21 protein-coding genes are annotated in these 20232 nt (G+C 70.0%); 9 read left to right on the top strand and 12 right to left on the bottom strand.

Features of this window, described 5'->3' with window-relative positions:
- Positions 1-61: 61 nt before the first annotated feature.
- The gene (locus OEB99_RS10545; protein WP_263510009.1) at positions 62-913 is read left to right on the top strand and encodes an alpha/beta fold hydrolase; all 852 of its coding nucleotides are present in this window, start codon (positions 62-64) and stop codon (positions 911-913) included.
- Here the strand turns inward: OEB99_RS10545 and OEB99_RS10540 are convergent.
- From OEB99_RS10540 to OEB99_RS10485, 12 genes are all read right to left on the bottom strand, one after another.
- Complete coding sequence (locus tag OEB99_RS10540; protein WP_263510008.1) at positions 882-1637, bottom strand: esterase/lipase family protein; 756 nt, start codon at positions 1635-1637, stop codon at positions 882-884. The genes OEB99_RS10545 and OEB99_RS10540 overlap by 32 nt on opposite strands.
- Before the next feature lie 89 nt (positions 1638-1726).
- Positions 1727-2779, bottom strand: a complete 1053-nt coding sequence (locus tag OEB99_RS10535; RefSeq protein WP_263510007.1) for an alpha/beta hydrolase — start codon at positions 2777-2779, stop codon at positions 1727-1729.
- 22 nt (positions 2780-2801) lie between these two features.
- Complete coding sequence (locus OEB99_RS10530; RefSeq protein WP_263510006.1) at positions 2802-3410, bottom strand: TetR/AcrR family transcriptional regulator; 609 nt, start codon at positions 3408-3410, stop codon at positions 2802-2804.
- Positions 3411-3516: 106 nt separating this feature from the next.
- Positions 3517-4692, bottom strand: a complete 1176-nt coding sequence (locus OEB99_RS10525; protein ID WP_263510005.1) for an acetyl-CoA C-acetyltransferase — start codon at positions 4690-4692, stop codon at positions 3517-3519.
- Between the two features lie 21 nt (positions 4693-4713).
- The gene (locus tag OEB99_RS10520) at positions 4714-5532 is read right to left on the bottom strand and encodes an alpha/beta fold hydrolase (RefSeq protein ID WP_263510004.1); all 819 of its coding nucleotides are present in this window, start codon (positions 5530-5532) and stop codon (positions 4714-4716) included.
- Positions 5533-5535: 3 nt separating this feature from the next.
- Positions 5536-6888 (bottom strand): acetyl-CoA hydrolase/transferase family protein, encoded by a 1353-nt coding sequence (locus OEB99_RS10515; RefSeq protein WP_263510003.1) that lies wholly within the window; start codon positions 6886-6888, stop codon positions 5536-5538.
- Positions 6888-7922: a 3-oxoacyl-ACP synthase gene (locus OEB99_RS10510; RefSeq protein ID WP_263510002.1), complete on the bottom strand. Its 1035-nt coding sequence runs from the start codon at positions 7920-7922 to the stop codon at positions 6888-6890. Before OEB99_RS10510 ends, OEB99_RS10515 begins: the two co-directional genes overlap by 1 nt.
- Positions 7923-7995: 73 nt before the next feature.
- Positions 7996-9291, bottom strand: a complete 1296-nt coding sequence (locus OEB99_RS10505; RefSeq protein ID WP_263510001.1) for an ABC transporter substrate-binding protein — start codon at positions 9289-9291, stop codon at positions 7996-7998.
- A complete protein-coding gene (locus tag OEB99_RS10500) occupies positions 9288-10043 on the bottom strand; it encodes an ABC transporter ATP-binding protein (protein ID WP_263510000.1) in 756 nt (251 codons plus the stop codon). Before OEB99_RS10500 ends, OEB99_RS10505 begins: the two co-directional genes overlap by 4 nt.
- Complete coding sequence (locus tag OEB99_RS10495) at positions 10036-10854, bottom strand: ABC transporter ATP-binding protein (protein WP_263509999.1); 819 nt, start codon at positions 10852-10854, stop codon at positions 10036-10038. Before OEB99_RS10495 ends, OEB99_RS10500 begins: the two co-directional genes overlap by 8 nt.
- On the bottom strand, positions 10851-11897 hold the full coding sequence (locus OEB99_RS10490) for a branched-chain amino acid ABC transporter permease (RefSeq protein WP_263509997.1): 1047 nt from the start codon (positions 11895-11897) through the stop codon (positions 10851-10853). Before OEB99_RS10490 ends, OEB99_RS10495 begins: the two co-directional genes overlap by 4 nt.
- Before the next feature lie 3 nt (positions 11898-11900).
- Complete coding sequence (locus OEB99_RS10485) at positions 11901-12773, bottom strand: branched-chain amino acid ABC transporter permease (protein ID WP_263509996.1); 873 nt, start codon at positions 12771-12773, stop codon at positions 11901-11903.
- 414 nt (positions 12774-13187) lie between these two features.
- On the opposite strand from OEB99_RS10485, the gene OEB99_RS10480 reads away from it, so the two are divergent.
- The 8 genes from OEB99_RS10480 (at position 13188) to OEB99_RS10445 (ending at position 19999) form a co-directional block, all read left to right on the top strand.
- Positions 13188-13604 carry a MaoC family dehydratase gene (locus OEB99_RS10480; RefSeq protein ID WP_263509995.1) on the top strand — a complete coding sequence of 139 codons (417 nt, stop codon included), beginning with the start codon at positions 13188-13190 and terminating at the stop codon, positions 13602-13604.
- Positions 13605-13613: 9 nt separating this feature from the next.
- Positions 13614-14387, top strand: coding sequence for an enoyl-CoA hydratase-related protein (locus OEB99_RS10475; RefSeq protein WP_263509994.1), 774 nt, complete (start codon positions 13614-13616; stop codon positions 14385-14387).
- Between the two features lie 9 nt (positions 14388-14396).
- Positions 14397-15230 (top strand): 3-hydroxyacyl-CoA dehydrogenase family protein, encoded by an 834-nt coding sequence (locus OEB99_RS10470; RefSeq protein WP_263509993.1) that lies wholly within the window; start codon positions 14397-14399, stop codon positions 15228-15230.
- 121 nt (positions 15231-15351) lie between these two features.
- On the top strand, positions 15352-15657 hold the full coding sequence (locus OEB99_RS10465; RefSeq protein ID WP_263509992.1) for a hypothetical protein: 306 nt from the start codon (positions 15352-15354) through the stop codon (positions 15655-15657).
- A gap of 10 nt (positions 15658-15667) precedes the next feature.
- The gene (locus OEB99_RS10460) at positions 15668-15880 is read left to right on the top strand and encodes a hypothetical protein (RefSeq protein ID WP_263509991.1); all 213 of its coding nucleotides are present in this window, start codon (positions 15668-15670) and stop codon (positions 15878-15880) included.
- Entirely contained in the window at positions 15877-16245 is a 369-nt protein-coding gene (locus OEB99_RS10455) for a metallopeptidase family protein (RefSeq protein WP_263509990.1), read from the top strand. Before OEB99_RS10460 ends, OEB99_RS10455 begins: the two co-directional genes overlap by 4 nt.
- 145 nt (positions 16246-16390) lie before the next feature.
- The gene (locus OEB99_RS10450) at positions 16391-18085 is read left to right on the top strand and encodes a SulP family inorganic anion transporter (protein WP_263509989.1); all 1695 of its coding nucleotides are present in this window, start codon (positions 16391-16393) and stop codon (positions 18083-18085) included.
- Between the two features lie 12 nt (positions 18086-18097).
- Positions 18098-19999, top strand: a complete 1902-nt coding sequence (locus OEB99_RS10445) for an alkyl/aryl-sulfatase (RefSeq protein ID WP_263509988.1) — start codon at positions 18098-18100, stop codon at positions 19997-19999.
- Positions 20000-20232: the final 233 nt, after the last annotated feature.

The following is a 20232-nucleotide window of genomic DNA, read 5'->3' as shown; positions in this document are numbered from 1 at the left end:
GCGGAGCGATGGCGGCGATCAAGTCGGCGTCGACCCGGCTCCGCAGCGCTAGATTCGGATCATGGCGGCACGCAGGCGGCCGGGCTCGGCGGGCACGGTGACCTGGAACGAGAGAACCGTCCAGGTCGGTGGCCTGGACGTGTTCGTGCGCACCTCCACACCGCCGGTGCCCGATGCGACGCCGATCGTGCACGTCCACGGCTTCGGCATCTCGGGCGCGTCGTTGCTGCCCACCGCGGAGCGCCTCACCACGATCGCGACGAACGTCGTGCCCGACCTTCCCGGCCACGGGCGCAGCGAGCGGTGGGACCACGCGATGGGCATCCCGGCGCTGGCCGAGGCCCTGGTCGAGCTGCTCGGGCTCCTCGAGATGGACCGCGTCGTGCTGGTGGGCAACTCGATGGGCTGCCCGGTGAGCCTCGAGGTGGCGCACATGGCCCCGGAGCTCGTCGAGCGTGTGGTGCTGACCTCGCCGGCGGGGGGCCTGCACAACCAGCCGTTCCGCCGCGCGATGCGGCAGATGCTGCAGGACATCCCGCGCGAGGACGCGAGGATGGCCCGGATCGCGCTGCCCGACTACGCGCGGTTCGGCCCGGTCAACACCGCGAACCTGTTCGCCGAGCTGACCCGCTTCCCGACGCTGGAGCGGGTGCTGCGCACGAACGTGCCGACCCTCGCGGTGATCGGGACGCTCGATCCGCTGATGCCGCCGCCCACTCGTGTGATGGAGCTCGCGCGCCAGGCGCACCCCGACCTCACCGTGGTGATCATCGAGGGTGCTGCGCACGCGGTGAACTTCAGCCACCCCGGCGAGCTCACCCACGTGATCCGCTCCTGGCTGGAAGGGCGCGAGATCCGCGACGACCCCGACGAGCCCGGGCTCAGCCGGGTGGTCCACCTGCCTCGGGCGTGAGTGCCGCAGCGACGACGAGGTCGATGAACGCGGGGTCGCTCAGTGGCCGGAAGTGACCCGGTGTCGCCACCACGACGTCCTCCTCGCCGTTCAGCGAGGAGCCGGTCGGGACGTGCGGGTCCCACTCACTGCTCACGGCGGTGATCCGGTGGTTGACGGACCGCTCGGCCGCCAGGGCCTTGAGGGTCCGGTCGCTGGGCCGGAACGCGAGGACCGCGGGCGTCGGGAAGGCCCACGCGAGCGTCGAGCCGTCGTACGGGGTGTTGAGGCTGACCATCCGTGTCACGCGCTGCGTCGGGTCGTGCCGGAGCATCGCCAGCTTGCCGATCAGGCCGCCCTTGCTGTGCGCGACGAGCAGCACGTCGCGCAGGTCCTCGGCCTCGAGGAACCGGCCGAGGACCTCGGCCTGCCGGACGATGGGCGCGCGGTTGAACCCGAAACCGGGTACGACGTGCACGCGCAGGCCGCGCGCGTGCAGGCGTTGCGCGAGCGGCCGCATGAAGGTCCAGTCCTCGTAGACGCCCGGCACCAGGACGACCGGGCGTCCGCGGGACGTCGGGTTCGCGGTGAGCTGGTCCGGGCGGTGCCGTCGGTCGAGGGCGAGGGCCTGCCAGCGCACCGCGTCCGCGTAGTCCCGCACGCGCCACCACGCGCGTTCGACGGGCCGCGGCACGCCGCGGCGGTTCGGGTGCCAGAAGCCCCCGCTGCCCGGTGACGCGGTCATGGTGGTCATCGTCGCAGGTCGGGCCGGCTCGCGACGGGATCCCGGCCGTGCAGACGCCGGCGCCCGTGCGAGCCGACCCGACGGTCCGGTCAGCCGGTCACGTGCGCGACGAGCGCCTCGACCCACTCCGCGGGCCGCTCGAGGTGCGGGCTGTGCCCGACGCCCTCGAAGACCACCTCGGTGTACGCCCCGCCCGCGGCCGCGTAGGCGTCGAGCACGTCCCGCGTCTGGGTGATCATCGGCTGCGGCGGAGCCACGTCGTCCCCGGGCCAGCCCGGGATGACACCGGCCTTGCCGAGCATGTTCAGGTCGAAGTAGGACGCGTCCGAGACGATCGCGTCGGCACTGCCGCGGATCCACAGGACGGGCGGCTTCACGTCGAGGTCGACCAGGCCGGCGGTGTTGAAGTTGGTGGGTGCGAGCGTGTTGAGCACGCCGCGGGCCCCGGGGCCGAAACCGGGCCAGCTCGCGCTGGCCGCGGCGTCACCGGGGTAGTTGTCCGGGCCCGTGGCCGTGCTGAGCATCGACGTGACCCAGAGGTCCTCGAGGTCGCCGGTGTACTCGGGCGAGACGTAGCTGCTGCGGAACACGTTGCGGGGCGAGGTCGGGGCTTCGTCCGAGGTGTCGCCGTCCGCCAGCCGCTGCACGAAGTCGGGGTTCGCGCCGCCGCCGCCGGTGCCCGCGCCGTCCGCGGTGAGGAGCGACCCGTCGCGCCCGGTGCCGCCGAACCCGTAGGGGGAGACCGGCGCCTGGAGCGTCAGGCTGAGCACGGGGTGGTCGAGCGCGTACTGCATCACCACACCGCCGCCCATCGACCAGCCGACCAGGTGCACCGGGCCGAGGCCGAGCGCCTCGAGGGTCGCGTGCAGGTCGTCGCTGAAGTCGCCGCACCCGCGCGAGGCGTCCACGGGCAGGGTCTGCGTGCCGCCGAAGCCGCGCAGGTCGACCGCGATCACCCGCAGGTCGCCGGGCAGCGCGAGCATGACCTCCTGCCAGAACAGCGCCGACGAGGCGTTGCCGTGCACCAGCACCACGGTCCGGTCCTCGGGCGTGCCGGGGTCGTCGGCCGCCCGTTCGAGGACGTTGACCGAGAGCCGCGCGGTGGGGACCACCCGCGACGTGATGCCTGCCAAGAGCGTCATTGCTCCTCCTTCGGTGTGTCGGTCACTCCACCCCGCGACGGATCAGCTCGATCGTCCCGCGCAGGTGGTCGCGCATGTCGTGCAAGGTCATGCGGTCGGAGAGGTTCTGGAAGATGAAGATGTCCGTCATGAAGTGCACGCACAGGTCGGCCAGGACGGACTTGTCGACGTCGCGCCGGATCACGCCCTGCTCCTGGTCGCGCTCGATCGCGATCAGGAACAGCTCGCGGTAGCGCGTCTTGATCGCCCGGATCAGGTTCAGCGAGACGCCCGAGGCGTGGCTGTACATCACCTTGCCCATCTGGATGTGCACCGGGTGGCGTGCCAGGTACTCGGTGTCCAGGGCGTAGAAGTGCTCGAAGAAGGTGAGGAACGGGCTCGTCAGGTAGTAGTCGAAGGCCGGCTTGGTGTACTCGCGACGCTCCTCGCGGAGCCGCTCGAAGGCGTAGACGTACAGGTCTTCCTTGGTCTCGAAGTACTGGTAGATGCTCCCGCGGGGGATCCCGGCGGCACGCACGATGTTGGAGAGCTTCGCCTCCTCGACGTTGCGCTTGCTGAACTCGTCGAGCGCGGCCGCCATCACCGTCTCCTGCTTCGCCGCAGGCAGGTTCAGGAAGGTCTGTGTGGGCATGTGGTCCTGCCTCGCGCTGGAAGGGGACGGCTGGTCCGCAGGCGGCACCGGGTGCCGCCCTGGGGAGTGCAGGCACGAGTATGGTGCACCGGCCGCCGCCGCTCCCTCAGCACGCCTCGTACACGGTCGCGATGCCCATGCCGCCGCCGATGCACAGGGTCGCGAGCCCCCGCTGGGAGCCCTGCCTGGCCATCTCGTGCAGCAGGGTGACCACGATCCGCGCCCCCGACGCCCCGATGGGGTGACCCAGCGCGATCGCGCCGCCGTTGACGTTCACCTTGGACCAGTCCCAGCCGAGGTCGCCGCCGACGGCGAGGGCCTGTGCAGCGAACGCCTCGTTGGCCTCGATCAGGTCGAGGTCGTCCACCTTCAGGTCGGCCTTCGCCAGGGCTCGGCGGGTCGCCTCGATCGGGCCGACACCCATGATCGACGGGTCGACCCCGGCCTGGCCCCACCCGACGAGCCTGACCATCGGGGTGAGGCCGAGCTCCTCGACCGCCTCGCCGCTGGCCAGGACGAGCGCGGCTGCGCCGTCGTTGATCCCCGACGCCGAGCCGGCGGTGACGGTGCCGTCCTTCTTGAAGGCGGGGCGCAGCTTGGCCAGGGCCTCCGCGGTGGTCGCCCGGGGGTACTCGTCGACCGCGAACTCGACGGTCTGCCGCTTGACGGTGACCGGCACCGGCACGATCTCCTCGGCGAACTGGCCGGCGGCCACCGCGGCCGCCGCCTTGGTCTGCGACTCCAGGGCGAACGCGTCCATCCGGTCGCGGTCGATGCCCCACTGCTCGGCGACGTTCTCGGCGGTGATCCCCATGTGGTCGCCGCTGAAGACGTCGGTGAGCCCGTCGACCAGCATCGAGTCGCGCATCGCGGCCTCACCCATCCGGGCGCCCCAGCGGGCCGCGGGGACGAGGTAGGGCGCTGCCGACATGTTCTCGGTGCCGCCCACGACGACGACCCGGGCGTCCCCGGCGAGGATCGCGCGGGCGCCCTCGACGATCGTCTTCATGCCGGAGCCGCAGAGCATGTTGACGGTGGTCGCGGTGACCTCCACCGGGATCCCGGCCGCGACGGCGGCCTGCCGGGCGACGTTCTGGCCGCTGCCGGCCGCGAGGACGCAGCCGAGGAACACCTCGTCGACCTGGTCGGGGGCGACGCCGGCGCGGCGCAGCGCCTCGGCGACCACGACGGCGCCGAGCTCGGATGCCGGGGTGTCCTTGAGGCTGCCGCCGAAGCTGCCGATCGCGGTCCGGCACGCGGAGACGATGTAGAGGTCGGTCACGGGAGTTCCTCCGTCTGGGCGTCAGGAGATGGTGATGTCGGTGGTCTGGTGGTTGACGAAGCCGAGCACCAGGGCGGTGAACTCGGCGGGCTTCTCGTACATGGCCGCGTGACCGGCGCCCTGGACGATCGCGTGGGATGCGCCCGGGATGGCCGCGACCAGCTCGGTCTGGTTGGGCAGCGGTGTGACGTGGTCGTGCTCGGAGCTGACCACCAGGGTCGGGGCGGTGATCCCGCCGAGGCCGGCGCGCTCGTCGTGGGTCTCGGCGCTGCGGGTCAGGCGCGCGAACGCGTCGTAGACCTCGGGCGTGAAGGTCTGGACGAAGAAGTCCTCGCGCGCCGAGATCCAGTCGTAGTTGGTCTCGTAGAAGCCGGGAGAGTAGACGACCGGGATGCAGGTCTTGAAGAACACGTGCCCGTCGTGGGTGCTCATCGCGTGCTCCCACGACCGGCCGATGTCCCTCAGCCAGGCCGAGGTGTAGGCGGTCGTGTTCGCGAGCACGAGCTTGTCCACCCGGTCCGGGTGACGTGAGGCGATCCGCAGCGCGACCTCGCCGCCGTAGCTGACGCCGCACAGGTGTGCGCGGTCCAGCCCGAGGTGGTCGAGGAACGCGAGCACGACCCGTTCCTGGAGCTCTTGGGTGTACTCGTGGTCGAGCTTCCCGCTGGCGCCCTGGTCGGCGAGGTCGAGCAGCAGCAGCCGGTTGCGTGCGCTGAACGCGGGCACGAACGCGCGCCAGGACGCACTCGACATGAAGATGCCGTTGAGCACGACCAGGGGTTCGCCCGAGCCGTGGTCCTCGTAGTAGATCGGGATCCCGTCGACGTCGAAGGTGGCCATCGGCTACCGCCCCACCGCCGCTGCTCGGGCGACCGACGGCGCGACGGTGATGAACCCGCACCGGACGGCCTCCTCGTGCAGCCCGTCGCGGAAGTCCGGGTGGGCGATCGAGATGAGCCGCTCGACGCGCTCGGCGATCGTCGTGCCGCGCAGGTTGACCGCGCCGTACTCGGTGACCACCCAGTCGACGTCGTTCCGCGACAGCGACACCGCCGCGCCCGGGCGCAGCGTCGGCACGATCTTGGAGATCACCGTGGTCTCGCCGGTCACCCGGTCGGTCTTCTCGACGGTGCTGTACAGCGCGATGATCGATCGGCCGTTGCGGGAGCGCTGCGCGCCCGTCGCGGTGTCGGACTGGCCGCCGGTGCCGGAGATCTGCTGGGTGCCGATCGACTCCGAGCAGCACTGCCCGGTCAGGTCGATCTCGATGCTGGTGTTGATGCTGACCTGGTTGTCGTTGCGCGCGATCAGCCAGGGGTTGTTGACCTCCTCGCCGCGACCGGTCCAGCAGTCCGGGTTCTGGTCGATGAACTCGTACATCTCCGCGCTGCCGAGCGCGAACGCGAACACGGCCTTGCCGACGTCGACCTGCTTGCGCGCGCCGGTCACGACGCCGGCCTTCATCAGGTCCATGATCCCGGTGGTCATCATCTCGGTATGGATGCCGAGGTCCTGCTTCTCCATCAGGTAGCCGCACACCGCGTTCGGGATGCCGCCGATGCCCACCTGGATGCAGTCGCCGTCGTCGATCAGGTTCGCGATCGTGCGGCCGATGACCAGGTCCCGGTCGGTCGGTGCGGCGGCCGGGATCGTGCCGGGCCGCCCGTCGGACTCGATCACGTAGTCGATCGAGTCCCAGTCGAGGTAGTTCTGCCCGTAGGAGTAGGGCGCGTTCGGGCTGATCTCGAGGATCCGCAGGTCCGCCTCGCGGGCGATCATCTCCTCGTAGGTGTTGCCGCAGGCGAACCGGGTCCGACCGGTGGCCTCCGGCATCGAGGCGAGCGAGATCATGATGCGCGAGCGGCGGTGGCTGTTGCGCTTGGTCCCCGCCAGGTGCAGGTGGTTGGGGATGAAGCTGACCCGTCCGGTGCCGGCGAGCTTGCGCAGCGGCGGGGTCGAGAACCAGCAGTCGATCTTGAACGACGAGCGGACGTTCTCCTCCGAGAGGTACTCGCCGGCCACGGTCGGCAGGCAGTTCGTGACCGTGACGTCGCTGACCCGGTCGGCGATCCGGTGCAGGTTGCCGAGGAAGGCCGGCGGTTCGTTGGCGCCGAGGCCCACGGTGATGTTGTCGCCGTCGCCGACGAGGTCCAGGGCCTGGTCGACGGTGATCAGCTTGGAGCGGTAGTCGACCATCACTTCGCCTTTCCCCAGCGGATGCACGTGGAGGCCCAGACGTAGCCGATGCCTGCCGCGATGAGGGTGACCAGCGAGCCGTCGGTGATCTTCCCGGCGGCGAGGCCCAGGTGGAGGGTGAGCATCTGGTCCACCTGGCCGATGTGGCCGTAGTCCTCGAGATAGGTGGTGTCGTCCTCGGTGAGGCCGAGGTCCGCGAGCATCGCCAGGTGCTGGCTGCGCTTGAAGTGCAGCACCCCGAGGTAGTCGATGTCCGCACGCTTCAGCCCGCCGCTCTTGCGCAGGCTCTCGTCGATGCACGTGTACCAGTTGGGCAGGCTGGTCGCGTTGAGCCGCTCCTTCATCCGCACCGGGTCCATCAGCCGCAGCGAGCGGTAGCCCTCGGCGACGTTGTCGGGCGTGAACGGCTCGGCGGTGCCACCGATCTGGACCCCGGCGGTGTGCGCCAGCGAGCCGTCGGACAGGATGTGGGTGCCGAGGATGAGGTTCTCGTCCATGCCCTTGCGGACCAGGAACGCGCCGCCGCCGGCACCGAGGTTGAAGAACATCGACGCGGTGGTGTCGGTGTAGTCGACGAAGTCGCCGTTGCGGTACCCGCCCGCGACCAGCACCGTGTCGATGTCGTCGTCGGCCAGGAGCATGTCCTTGGCCATCTTGAGCGCGGTGAGGGTGGTGCAGCACCGGTTCGCCACGTCGATGCCCCAGGCGTTCGTGGCGCCGATCCGGTCCTGGATGTACAGCGCCGACGTGGTCAGCCCGTACTCCTTCCACTCCTCGCCGATGCACAGGATGACGTCGATCTCGAGCGGGTCGAGACCGGTGCGCTCCAGCGCGTCGAGCGCGGCGCGCGCCCCCATCTCCTGGGTGCCGTCGCCCGGACCGGGCACCGGCTTGCGGACGATGCCGAGCTTGTCGACCACGGCGTCCTCGGACCAGACGCCGCCGGTGGCCTCCGAGATCTCGCGTGCGGTCATCACAGGCTCGGGCAGGTACAGCCCGTAGCCGAGGATGCCGACGTTCTCCTGCGTGCTCATCACTCTTGCCTCACGAAGTCGTGGTGGTGCCACGGGCCGGGGACCGCCGGGCAGTCCCCGGCCCGTGCGCGTGCTACTGACCCAGCAGGGAGTCGATGCTCTGGAGCGGTTCGACCTGCTCCCAGCCGACCGGGTTGGCGTCGTCGATGGGCACGACCTTGGACAGGCTCATCTCCTGGGTGCCCTTGCGCTGGCCGTTGCTGTAGTCGATCGTCCCGCCGAACGGGTTCTGGATCGGGGCCTCTTCCATCGCGGCCTTGTACGAGTCCCAGGTGACGTCCTGGCCCTCGAGCCGGGTGAGGCCCTCGACGAAGAACGACGCGGCGATCCAGCCGGTCTGGGCGTAGACGTTGTTGGCGTACTCGGCGTCGACGTTCGCCTGGAAGTCGGCCAGGGAGGCCTGTGCGACGTCGCTGGAGTAGTCGACCCAGCCCGGGCCGTAGAGGTCGAACTTGCCCTGGATGTCACCGACGACGGCCTCGCTCATGGCCGAGGAGACGTTCACGTAGGTGGTGATCGCGTCCTTGTCCACGCCCTGCGCGGCGAGCTCCTTGACGATGGTCGGCATGGTCGCCTGGATCGCGGCGATGATGATGAAGTCGACGTCCGCGTTCTTGATCGAGGTCACCGCGGCGGAGACGTCGGGGGCGCCGGCAGCGACCTGCTCCTCGACGTACTCGACGCCGTCCATCGCGTCGATCTGCTCGACGGCACCCTTCTCGAGGTCCGAGCCGGCGTCGTCGTTGGTGTAGATGATGCCGATCTTCGTCGCGCCGAACTTGCCCGCGGCGTACGCGGCCATGATGCCGCCCTCGGTGCGGTACAGCGGCTGCACCGGGAACAGGTTGGCGCCGTCGGCGTCGGTCTGGGCGTCGTCGGCGTAGAGCTGGCCGATGCCGGTGGCGAAGTAGACCGACGGGATGCCGGCCTCCTTGAGCGTGTCCACCGTGGCGGCGACGACCGGCGTGCCGAAGTGGCCGACGATCGCGAAGACCTTGTCGTCCTCGATGAACTTGGTCAGGGCCGCGCTGCCCTTGGCCGGGTCGAACTCGTCGTCGGTGTGCAGGAACTCGATCTGCCGCCCGTCGATGCCGCCGGACGCGTTCACCATGTCGAGGTAGCCCTGCAGGCCGGCCAGGAACGGCACGCCGACCGGCGCGTAGGCGCCGGAGGTCGCCGCGCTGTTGGCGATCAGGATCTTGTCGTCGGTGATGCCCTGGACCATGCCGGTGGCCTCGTCGCCACCGGTCGCGCTGCTGCTGCTGGTCCCGTCGTCACTGCCGGAGTCGGCGGAGGCGCCTGAGCACCCGGCCATCAGCACGGCGAGCGATGCGGCGACTGCCGTCGCGATGAACTTCTTCCTCTTCACGGTGTCTCCTTCGTGTTCTTCTCCGGGTGCTTGCCGCCTGAGCCGAGGTACGCCTCGACGAGCGCGTGGTCCTGGATGAGGTCTGCCGCCGGGCCCTGGAGGTGGTTGCGCCCCGTGGCGAGCACGTAGGCGTAGTCGGCGATCTTCAGCGTCTGGAGCGCGTTCTGCTCCACGATCAGCACGGTCGTGCCCTCCGCCTTGATCTCGGACAGGATCCGGAAGATGTCCTGCACGACGAGCGGGGCCAGGCCCAGCGACGGCTCGTCGAGCAGCAGCAGTGAGGGGCCGGCCATGAGGGCCCGGGCGATCGCGAGCATCTGCAGCTCGCCGCCGGACAGCGTGTAGGCGAGCTGGGTGCGCCGCTCGGCGAGCCGGGGGAAGTAGCCGTAGCAGCGCTCGAAGCTCGCTGCGACCTGGGCGCGGTCGCGGACCGTGAACGCGCCGGTCCGCAGGTTCTCCTCGACGGTGAGGTCGGCGAACACCTGGCGGCCCTCGGGCGACTGGGCGATGCCGAGCCGGGTGATCTTCTCGGCGTCGAGGTGGGTGATGTCCGCGCCGTCGTAGAGGATCGACCCGGCCGCGGCCCGGGTGAGTCCCGAGACGGCGCGGAGCGTGGACGTCTTCCCGGCGCCGTTGGCGCCGAGCAGCGCGACCACCTGGCCCCGCGGCACGTCCAGGTCGATGCCGCGGACGGCCTCGACCGCGCCGTAGCGGATCACGAGCCCGCGGATGGACAGGGCGATCTCAGACATCGTCACGCTCCCCGAGGTAGGCCTCGTGGACCTTCGGGTCGCGCTGGATCTGGGTCGGCGTGCCCTCCGCGAGGAACTTGCCGAACGAGATCGCGCAGATCCGGTCGCACACGTTCATGACCAGGCCCATGTCGTGCTCGACGAGCAGGATCGAGCAGCCGTACTCGTCGCGGACCCGGCGGATGGTCTCGGCCAGGCCCTCGGTCTCGGACTCGTTGAGGCCGGCGGCCGGCTCGTCGAGGATGATCAGCCGCGGCTCGGCCATCAGCGTGCGGGCCATCTCCAGGCGCTTGCGCACGCCGTACGGCTGACCGCCGGCCGGCTCGTCGGCGAGGTGGTCGATGCTCAGGAACGCCAGGGCGCCCCGCGCCTTCTCCCGCAGCGCGGCCTCTTCTCGGCGCGAGCTCGGCAGCCGGAACATCTGCGCGAGCATGCTCGCCTTGAAGTCGATGTGACCGCCGATCAGCACGTTGTCGATGAGCGACAGCTCGGGGATGATCTCGACGTTCTGGAACGTCCGGACCAGGCCGTGCTTGATGACCCGGTGCACCGGCACGCCGACGAGGTCGACCTTGTCGGTCCCGTGGTGCCCGGCCCGGGCGAGCCGGTCGGCGCCGGGGGCGAACCAGACCGCGCCGGCGTCGGGCCGGTAGAACTGCGTGATGCAGTTGAAGACGGTCGTCTTGCCCGCGCCGTTGGGGCCGATGAGACCGAAGATCTCGCTGTCGCCGACCGTGAACGAGAGGTCGTCGAGGGCCTTGAGGCCGCCGAAGCTGATGGACAGGTGCTCGACCTGGAGGACGTCGGTCATCGGGCCGCCACCTCCTCGGGCGCCTGCTCGCTCGCGGCGGCCGACGGACGGCGCGTGACGAGGCCGCGCAGCAGGTCGGTCAGACCCCGTAGCCCTTGGGGGAAGAACATGATCACCACGACGATGAGCACGCCGGAGAAGATGTACGGCAGGCCGGGGGTGTCGCCGATCACCGGGAGCTCCTTGAGGATGAGCTCCGGCACGGCGAAGATCACGAACGCCCCGGCGACGGTGCCGTAGATCGAGCGCAGGCCGCCCACCACGACCATCGCGACCACGTTCAGCGACAGGAAGAGGTTCCAGGTCGACGGGTAGGAGCTCTTCAGGAAGAACAGGTAGAGCGCGCCGGCCAGCCCCGCGTACATCGTCGCGACCGCGAATGCGAAGAGCTTGTAGGTGAGCACGTTGACGCCCATCGCCTGGGCCGCGACCTCGCTCGACCGCATCGCGTGCAGCGCCCGGCCGAGCTGGCCGTGCACGATGTTGTGGGTCAGCATCATCACGAGCACCAGCGCGACGACGATGATGAAGAACATCGACGAGCGGTCCGTCTGGATGCCCAGCACGACCGGGTAGCTCGACTGCTTGCCCGCGGTGCCGCGGGTGAACCACTCCGCCTGCTCGAACGTCTTGAGCAGGATCTCGGAGATCGTCAGGGTGGCGATGGCGAGGTAGATGCTGCGCACCCGCAGGGACACGACGCCCACCAGCAGGCCGATGAAGGTCGGCACGATCAGGGCGGCGAGCACGGCGACCCAGAAGCCGAGTCCCAGGTCGTCCTGGACGTACGCGGCGAGGTAGGCGCCGAGCCCCATGAAGCCTGCGGTGCCGAGCGAGATCAGCCCCGAGTAGCCGAGCAGCAGGTTCAGGCCCATGGCCACGATCGCGTAGATCAGCGTGAACCCGAGCGTGGAGAGCGTGCTCGTCATCATGATCCCGCTGGACGCGAGGGCCGGGAGGGTCATCAGGACCGCGCCGAAGACGAGGAACCGGACGTGCGGGTGACGGGCGACCCGGACCGCCATGGCGGAGGCGTTGCTCATCGCTCACACCTTCTTCAGATAGGTCTTCCCGACGAGGCCGTTCGGGCGCACGAGGAGGAAGACGAGGATGAGGAGGTAGAGGATCTGGTCGCCCCATACCGAGCTGACCGAGAGCTTGAGGAAGTTGCTCGCGATCGCGATCAGGTACGCCCCGAGCACCGGGCCGTAGAAGGTCTGGAAGCCGCCGAGCACGCACGCGAACAGCGCGGTGACCTGCACCGTGTTCATGAAGGTCGGGGTGACCGTCGTGGTGGGCGCGATCATCACCGCGGCGAGCATGCCGAGCACGCCGGCCGTCGCCCAGGCGAGCAGCGTGACGGTCTTGGTCGGGATGCCCATCAGCCGAGCGGTGGACTCGTTGGAGGCGGTGGCCCGGATCGCCAGCCCGATCTTGGTCTTCTGCAGCACCACGAAGAGCACGGCGGCGATCACCACGCCGAGCAGGATGTTGAGCAGACCGTTGTAGGACAGGTTCGCGTTGCCGAGCGTGAGGTCACCGGTCGGGATCGCCTTCGGCAGCAGCAGGGGATCGGTGCCGAAGACGATCGGGGCCAGACCGAGGAACACCATGATCAGGCCGAGCGTGACGATCTCCTTGCCGACCGCCGTCGCGCGGCGCAGCCGGCGGATCACGGCGAAGTCCACGGCGAAGCCGAGCAGGATCGCGACGACGGCCCCGACCAGCACGCTGGCCCACAGCGGGGCCCCGGTGCGGTCGAAGACGAAGGCCACCGCGGTGCCGCTGAACATGCCCATCGAGCCCTGGGCGAAGTGCATCACCCGGCTGGTCCGCCAGACCAGGATGATGCCGAGCGCGGCGAGCGCGTAGACGCTGCCCGTCTCGAGGCTACGCAGGAGCGGTTGAAGCAGCTCCACGTGATGGACCCTCCCTCATTGGAGTCGATCCTGACGCTGATGACATCTGCCCTGATGACCGTGTGGCGAACCCCGTCGTTGGAGCTCGGTCGCCCGGGCAGCGCCCCCTGCGCCGCACCGTATGACACCAGCGTCATGTTTGGCAAGCACCGGTGCTCGACGTGTTGCGGCGGGATCCACAGCGCGTGCGAATGTCACAGATCGCCACATCGGTGCAGGTCACACGCCATATCGGCGTGCCGTCGAAACGCACTCTCTGTCATGTCGTCACGCTCACGACGTCGCCCGATCGGTTCTGAGTGACATTGTCGTCGGCACCTGACACGCCTGCTGGCGGCGACTCTTGACACGCGTCATGCGACCGGCCCTATCATCCAAAGTGACAAGGGCGTCATCCGGCGAAGGAGCTGGACCATGGACTACGAGCAGCTCGCCGTCGGCGACTGTGCGTCATTCGAGAAGACGATCTCCGAGGCCGATGTGTACGGCTTCGCCGGCATCGTCGGGGACTTCAACCCTGCTCACGTGAACCAGCGCTACGCGGAGCAGACCCGGTTCGGCACGCGGATCGCGCACGGGATGCTCTCGGCGAGCCTGTTCTCGACGGTGTTCGGCACGTCGCTGCCGGGAGAGGGTGCGATCTACGTCTCGCAATCGGTCAGGTTCACGGCGCCGGTCTTCCTCGGCGACACCGTGAAGGCGACGGTCACCGTGGCCGAGAAGCTCGAGAAGGGACGCGTGCGCTTCGAGTGCGTCGCCACCAAGCAGGACGGCACGGTCGTGGTCGACGGCGAGGCGGTCCTGCTGCCGCCGCGCCGGCCGGCAGCGTAGGGGGCCGAGATGGGACACCTCGACTACGAGATCGCCGACCAGGTCGCAACCGTCACCATCAGGCGTGAGGACGCACTCAACGCGCTGAACGCCGCGGTGCTCGTCGAGCTCGAGACGGTGCTCGACACGGTGGAGGCCGACGGCGCGCGCGCGTTGATCGTGACCGGCGCCGGCCGGGCCTTCGTCGCCGGCGCGGACATCGGCGAGATGGCGACGTTCGCACCGGCCGAGGCGGAGGCCTTCAGCAGGCGCGGCAACCGGGTGTTCCGGAAGCTCGAGATGCTCGGCGTGCCGTCGATCGCGGCCGTGAACGGCTTCGCGATCGGGGGCGGGTGCGAGCTCGCCCTGGCGTGCGACATCAGGCTCGGTTCGGAGCGCGCGGTCTTCGGGCAGCCCGAGGTCGGTCTCGGCGTCACGGCCGGGTTCGGTGGGACCCAGCGTCTGGCACGACTCGTCGGGCCTGCGTTCGCCCGGGAGCTGCTGTTCACCGGTCGCAGCATCAAGGCTCCACGGGCGCTGGAGATCGGCCTCGTCAACGCCGTGCACCCGCCGGACGAACTGCTGGACGCCGCGCGCGCCATGGCCCGGTCGATCGCCGAGCAGGCGCCGATCGCGATCCGCGCGACCAAGTCCGCCCTGCTGCGCGGGCAGTCGGTCGACCTCGACGCGGCCCTCGAGATCGAGGTCGAGGAGTTCGCCGCGTGCTTCGGCTCGGCGGACCAGCGCGAGGCCATGGCGGCATTCCTGGAGAAGAGATCGCACAGCCCGTTCCGGGGCGAGTGAGGAGCAGAGATGCGTGTGGGAGTGATCGGTGCCGGGACCATGGGGGCCGGGATCGCGGAGGTGTTCGCCCGGAACGAGGGGTTCGAGGTGACGCTCACCGACGCGACCCTCGACCTCGCGCGCTCGGGCAGCGAGCGGATCGGCCGCAACCAGGACCGTCTGGTCGAGAAGGGCAAGATCGACGCGGAGGCGGCGGCCGCGACCAAGGCCCGGCTCTCGATCGGCCTGGTCGAGGACCTCGCGGGTGCCGACCTCGTCATCGAGGCGATCGTCGAGAGCATGGCCGTCAAGCGGCCGCTCTTCGAGCAGCTGGACCAGATGTGCGGCGCCGGGACCGTCCTCGCGACCAACACGTCCTCGCTGTCGGTGACCGAGCTGGCCCGCGGCCTGGCGCACCCCGTCGTCGGCATGCACTTCTTCAACCCGGCGCCGGTGATGAAGCTGGTCGAGGTGATCGCCGGTGCGGCGACCCCGCCGGAGGTGGTCGCGCAGGTGACCGAGCTGGCGACCCGGCTGGGCAAGACCCCGGTCCAGGTCCAGGAGGGCGCCGGGTTCGTGGTGAACCGGATCCTGATCCCGCTGGTCAACGAAGGCGCCGAGCTGTTGGCCGCGGGCACCGCCTCGGCGGAGGACATCGACACCGCGATGAAGCTCGGCGCCAACCACCCGATGGGTCCGCTCGAGCTGGGCGACCTGATCGGTCTGGACGTGGTGCTCGCGGTGATGGAGGTGCTGCAGGCCGAGACCGGTGACCCGAAGTACCGGCCGGCGCCGCTGCTGCGCAAGTACGTGCGGGCCGGATGGCTCGGCCGGAAGACCGGCCGGGGGTTCCACACGTACTGATCCGGTCGGTGGGCCGGGTCCGGACGCGGCCCGTCGCGCGGGCTCTGCGTCCAGCCGACGCCCAGCCAACCCCCAGGTCGGGGGAGGAGACTGGGCCTGTCGGCGGTCCGAGGAGGCAACCGTGGTCGCAACGTTGACGGTGTCCCACCGCGCGGTCGGAGCGGAGGTGCGTCGAGGCCCCTACGAGATCGAGCTCGACGGTCGACCTGCCGGGACGGTCGAGCTCAACCAGACGTTCGAGACGAACCTCGACCCCGGACGCCACACCCTTCAGGTCCGCAACGGGCGCAACTCGAGCGCGACGAAGACCTTCGAGATCGGGAACGACGAGGTCGCCGCCTTCCGGTGCACCGGCAAGAGGTTCCTGCCGCTGTTCCTCGCATCCTTCGTCATCCCCGGCCTCGCGCTCGTCCTGGTCCGCGACTAGGGGTGCGACGGTGTCGAGGAACGCCTACCTCCGGCTCGGCATCATCCTCACCGTCACGGGGGTGATCGCGCTGATCCACCGGTTCGCCGTGACCACCACCAGGCTGCCGCCCGGCGTCGAGCTGGCCGTTGCGATCGTGCTGATCGTGGTCGGCCTGCCGCTCCTCGTCCGTGGCACCCGCCGGAGAGGACGCCCGAGCGACTCAGACCGGGGAGGACGATGAGCCCGGTCCGGATGACCAGCGAGGAGTTCGAGGGGCTGGTCACCGACGCGCTCGACGCGTTGCCGGAGTGGACGACGCCCCTCCTCGACGAGATCGCCGTGCTCGTGCGGGACGAACCCGAGCCGGGCACCACGCGTCCCGGGGTCACGCTCCTCGGCCAGTACCGGGGGATCCCCGCGACCGCCCACGGCGGACGGGTTCCCGGATCGATCCCGGACACGATCACCCTCTTCCGACTGCCCATCCTGGCCGCCTGCCGATCCCGCGAGGAGGTGCCCGCCCGGGTGCTCACGGTGCTCGGCCACGAGGTCGGGCATGCGATGGGGATCTCCGAGCGTGAGCTGCGGGAGCTCGGCTGGTTCTAGGCGTCCTCGACGTCAGTCGTTCCTCCGATCTTCACCTGCGGCGACGGCCTGCGTGCCAGAGTTGCCGTGTCGGCCCGTGGGCCGGCCCGCTGCGGTCTCATCGGCGAGGCAGCAGCGCCCGTTGACAGGGGCGCGTATGAGGTTCATGCCCAGTGGTCTTGGGCGCGACACGGTCGTGTCGGGCGCCGTCGCGGGGTTCGCAACGGGGTTGTTCTCGATCCCCGAAGGAATGGCGTACGCACAGCTCGCCGGGGTGAACCCGCTCTACGGCCTGTACTCCGGGCTCGTCGCCACGCTCGTGGCCGCGTTGGCCACCGGGACCGTCCTGATGATCTCGACGCTGACCAGCGCGATCGCCCTGTCGACCGGGAGCGTCCTGGTCGTCGCCGGCATCGCCAACGACGCGATGCCCGGGGCGTTGTTCACCGTGACCCTGCTGTCGGGTGTCTTCATGCTCGTCCTCGGGCTCCTCAAGCTCGGCAGCCTGGTCAGCTTCGTGTCGAACTCGGTGATGACCGGCTTCGTCGCGGCGGCGTCGTTGCTGATCCTGATCGGCGAGCTCGGCGACTTCTCCGGCTACGACCCGCAGGGCTCGAACAAGCTCAGCCAGCTCTGGGACTGGTTCGCACACATCGGGTCGTGGGATCCGGCGACCACGGGCGTGGCCCTGGCGACCGTCGCGCTGGTGGTCGCGGGCAAGGCGTTCCGGCCGACGGAGAAGCTCGCGCCGGTGATCGCGCTGGTGATCATGACCGTCGCCGTGCCACTCCTGGGCCTCGCCTCGGTCGCGACGGTCGGCGACATCGCGAGCATCCCGAACGGCCTGCCGACCCCGGACCTCCCGGACCTGTCGTCGATCCCCGTGCTGGTGCTCGGCTCGGTCTCCGTGGCGCTCGTGGCGCTGGTCCAGGGCGCGGGGATCAGCACCGCCTACCCGAACCCGGACGGCTCGAAGGCCTCGGCGAGCAGGGACTTCGTCGGCCAGGGGTTGGGGAACGTCGCGGGTGCGTTCTTCCAGTCGATGGCGACCGGAGGGTCGCTGTCACGCACCGGCATCTCGGTCAGCGGAGGCTCGCAGTCACGGTGGGGCGGGGTGTTCTCCGCGGCCTGGCTGGGCCTGCTTGTGCTGCTGTTCGGCAGCGTGGCCGAGACCGTGCCGCTCGCGGTGATCGCGGGCCTGCTGTTCGTCATCGCGGTCGAGCTCGTCGTCGGCAGGCTGGCCAACGCCCGGCTGTCCGCCGTCGGTTCGCCCTGGTCGTTCGCCGCGATGCTGCTGACGTTCGGCTCGGCGATGTTCATCCCGCTGCAGTGGACGATCTTCCTCGGCGCCGGGCTGTCCATCCTGGTCTTCGTCGGTGGATCCGCCCGCGCGGGGAAGGTGAACGAGCTCGTGCGCGACGGCGGCTACTGGACCGAGCGGCCCGGGCGGGTGCAGCTGGACCCGGCCGAGGTCACCGTGGTCGGGCTGCGGGACTGGCAGTTCTTCGCCGAGATCCCACGCCTCGCCGAGGCCCTGCCAAGGCCGGAGTCGGCGAGCGGGGCTGTCCTCGTCCTGCGGATCAGGGACGTCGACGACGTCAGGAGCACCGGCCTGCGGTTCCTCGACCAGTACTGCACCCGCCTGACCGCCGAGGGCAACACGCTCGTCCTGGCCGGGGTCGCGCCACTGGTTGCCGAGAAGCTCGCACGAAGCGGCCTCGACCGGAAGATCGGCGAGCAGCACATCTTCCTCGCGAAGGACGGCATCACCGCGTCCCTCGACGAGGCGTACGACCACGCCCGCCGCATCGCGGGCGGCGACCGACCGGAACCCGGCACGGCCAGTTCATCTCCTGAGTGAAAGGAACCTGGGATGGCCACGCAGAAGGACCCCACCGCGATCGTCATCGGGCAGCAGCGGGCACTCGCCGAGCGCTGGCCGTTCGACGACACCCAGGACTTCGCCGACGCCGAACGCGGCTTCATCGCCAAGCTCGAGCCGGGGGTGGTCCGTGCCGACGACGGACGGGTCGTGTGGGACAACGACTCGTACGCCTTCATCAGCGGTGAGGCGCCGGGCTCGGTGAACCCGAGCCTGTGGCGCCAGTCGTCGCTCGTCACCAAGCAGGGCCTGTTCGAGGTCACGGAGGGCATCTACCAGGTGCGTGGCCTGGACCTGTCGAACATCACGTTCGTCGAGGGGGACAGTGGGGTTGTCGTCATCGACCCGCTCATCTCGACCGAGTGCGCGGCGGCCGCGCTGGCCCTGTACCGGGAGCACCGAGGCGACCGTCCGGTCACCGGGGTGATCTACACCCACTCCCACGCCGACCACTTCGGCGGGGTCAAGGGCGTGACCACGCAGGCCGACGTCGACGCCGGCCGGGTCGCGGTGCTCGCCCCGGAGGGCTTCGTCCACCATGCGATCGCCGAGAACGTCTACGCGGGCACGGCCATGTCGCGGCGCGCCGGCTACATGTACGGGGCTGCGCTCGACCGCGGGCCGCGGGGTGCCGTGGGCGCGGGACTCGGCCAGACGACCTCCACGGGCACCATCACGTTGATCGTGCCCACGGTGGACATCACGAGCACCGGCCAGGTGGAGGTCGTCGACGGTCTGGAGATCGAGTTCCAGATGGCTCCCGGGACCGAGGCCCCCGCCGAGATGCACTTCTACTTCCCGCGCTACCGGGCGCTGTGCATGGCCGAGAACGCCACCCACAACCTGCACAACCTGCTGACCCTGCGCGGTGCCCTGGTCCGTGACCCGAACGTCTGGTCGAAGTACCTCACGGAGGCCATCGACCTCTTCTCGGCACGATCCGACGTGGCGTTCGCCTCGCACCACTGGCCGACCTGGGGTGGCGACCGGATCCTGACCTTCCTCGAGACGCAGCGAGACCTCTACGCCTACCTGCACGACCAGACCTTGCGCATGCTGAACCAGGGGCTGACCGGACCTGAGATCGCCGAGGCGATGACCTTGCCGCCGGCGCTGGAGAAGGCCTGGAGCACGCACGGCTACTACGGCTCGGTGAGCCACAACGTGAAGGCCATCTACCAGCGCTACCTGGGCTGGTTCGACGGGAACCCGGCTCACCTGTGGCAGCACCCGCCCGTGGAGCAGGCCATCCGGTACGTCGAGTTCATGGGTGGGGCTGACGCCGTGGTCGCCAAGGCCCGAGGGTCGTTCGACGCCGGGGACTACCGCTGGGTCGCCGAGGTGCTCGGCCACGTCGTGTTCGCCGAGCCCGGCCACGCCGCCGCCCGTGAGCTCCTCGCGGACACGTACGAGCAGCTCGGCTACGGGTCCGAGAACGGCACCTGGCGGAACTTCTACCTCTCCGGGGCGACGGAGCTGCGCGAGGGTTCCTTCGGCACGCCGATCGCGACGTCGGCGGCCGACATGATCGCCCAGCTCACGCCGGAGATGCTCTTCGACGCCCTCGCGATCCAGGTCGACGGCCCGCGAGCGTGGGACGACCACCTGACGATCGACGTCGCCTTCACCGATGACGGCGCGCGCTACCGCGTCACCCTCGCCAACGGGGTCCTGACCCATCGGCGCGTCGCGGAGAGCGAGGGTGCGGACGCGACGCTCACCCTGCCGCACCACGCCCAGCTCGCCGCGCTCGCAGGCGGCGGCCTCAGCCCGGAGGCGATGGCCCAGGCCGGTATCGAGCTGGCCGGGGACGCGTCGGCGCTCGGGCGGCTGATGGCGGTCCTGGATCCCGGGGACCCGGACTTCGCGATCGTCACCCCCGAGAAGGAGTAGCCCGCCAGCTCCCGGCCGACCGTCCGCCGGTCGGCCGGGATCGGTGGCCATGACCGAGAAGGAACGGTCCTGGGCCTGATGTGCAGCGCGCCGGCGACGCCCTTGTTCGGCAGACCCTGGGCGGGGAGATCGAGCACGGCGCCTTCGCGGTGGCCGAGTGGGGGTGCGGCCCGTGGGGATCCGGGCGATCCCGGGACCGATGGGCTCTGGCCGGGTACCGTTCGCCTCAGCCG

It is taken from the genome of Actinotalea endophytica (assembly GCF_025717005.1).
Classification (GTDB): Bacteria; Actinomycetota; Actinomycetes; order Actinomycetales; family Cellulomonadaceae; genus Actinotalea.
The sequence above is the reverse complement of the archived record's forward strand: the minus strand, read 5'-3'. Positions and strand labels throughout refer to the sequence as shown.